The sequence below is a fragment of the Mesorhizobium sp. M5C.F.Ca.IN.020.29.1.1 genome (genome assembly GCF_003997375.1).
In the GTDB taxonomy this organism is placed as follows: Bacteria; Pseudomonadota; Alphaproteobacteria; order Rhizobiales; family Rhizobiaceae; genus Mesorhizobium; species Mesorhizobium wenxiniae.
Window position 1 is genome coordinate 1 of the sequence record NZ_RZSW01000941.1, and the last position, 1440, is coordinate 1440.

At 63.7% G+C, this 1440-nt stretch carries 1 protein-coding gene; it reads left to right on the forward strand.

Features of this window, described 5'->3' with window-relative positions; translation table 11 throughout:
* A partial coding sequence (locus EOA85_RS35185) for an SEC-C metal-binding domain-containing protein (protein ID WP_206523470.1) occupies positions 1–795 on the forward strand: 795 nt, incomplete at its 5' end.
* Positions 796–1440 lie beyond the last annotated feature (645 nt).

Below are 1440 nucleotides of genomic sequence, written 5' to 3' on the forward strand. Positions count from 1 at the left end.
GTCTCCAACGATCAGCGCAAGGTGGTGTTCGAGCAGCGCCTCGAGCTGATGGACGGAGAAGGCCTGTCCGAGACCATCGCCGAGATGCGCGAGGGCGTCATCGAGGAGATCGTCGCCAAGAACATTCCCGAAAACGCCTATGCCGAGCAGTGGAACGTCGCCGGCCTCAAGGCCGAGGTCGCCGAATTCCTCAATCTCGATCTGCCCGTCGAGGACTGGGTCAAGGAAGAGGGCATTGCCGAGGACGACATCCGCGAGCGCATCAGCCAGGCCGCCGAGACCGCCGCGAAAGAGCGTGCCGAGCGCTTCGGCCCCGACGTGATGACCTATGTCGAGCGCTCAGTGGTGCTGCAGACGCTCGACCATCTGTGGCGCGAGCACATCGTCAACCTCGACCATCTGCGCTCGGTCGTCGGCTTCCGCGGCTACGCCCAGCGCGATCCGCTGCAGGAATACAAGGGCGAGGCGTTCGAGCTGTTCCAGGCGATGCTCGGCAATCTGCGCCAGGCCGTCACCGCGCAATTGATGCGCGTCGAGCTGGTCCGCCAGGCTGCTGAAGCCCCGCCGCCCGAGGCGCCCGACATGTTCGGCAGCCATCTCGACGGCACCACCGGCGAGGACGATTTTAACGGCGGCGAGACCGGGCTTCTGGTCCGCCAGGAGACGAATGCCATCGTCGCCCCCGAAAACCGCGACCCGAACAACCCGGCAAGCTGGGGCAAGGTCGGCCGCAACGAGGCCTGCCCGTGCGGTTCGGGCAAGAAGTACAAGCACTGCCACGGGGCGTTTGCGTAAGCTTTCCTTCTCCCCGTTCACTTTACGGGGAGAAGGTGCCGGTAGGCGGATGAGGGGCAGCGCCGGCGCTCGCGATGAGCTGATCTCCCCACCTGAGGGGGAGATATCAGGCGGCCAGAGGGGGGGCGCTGTCCCGCCAGCGCTCCGTTATCACGCGCGGCGAAGGCGCTAAAGCCGGCGGCACGAGGTCCCTACCAAAAGCAGGTGAAGTAGTGGCAAAATTCTCTGACGGCGACCGAGTGCTTATCACCAATTCCTATGGTTGGGGTTAAGGCGCACTGGCACGGTTCGAGCCGCACCCGACTACGTTACGAGCCTTACCGGCGACTGGATCGATGGCGTGGCGCGGTTTGAGCCGTTTCTCGATGGAGAGAAGCTCGTATATTGGGTTGAGTTGATAGGCCACTCGCTGACCGCAGCAAAGACGGTCCTTACGATTGTGGATCGGTGGAAGAGTCAGCGCTCTCGCTTATTTCAAGCTAACCCGCTACCCGGCGACGAGGCATCGGTGTCGCCTCTCCTTCTCACCCTGTAGAAGGTGGATTGGCGCGTAGCGCCAAGACGGTTGGGGTATTTGACGGATCGCCGTCGGCGCCAAGTGGCCCCCTCGTCCGGGTGAGCTTAGCTCGGCCACCTTCCCCCAAG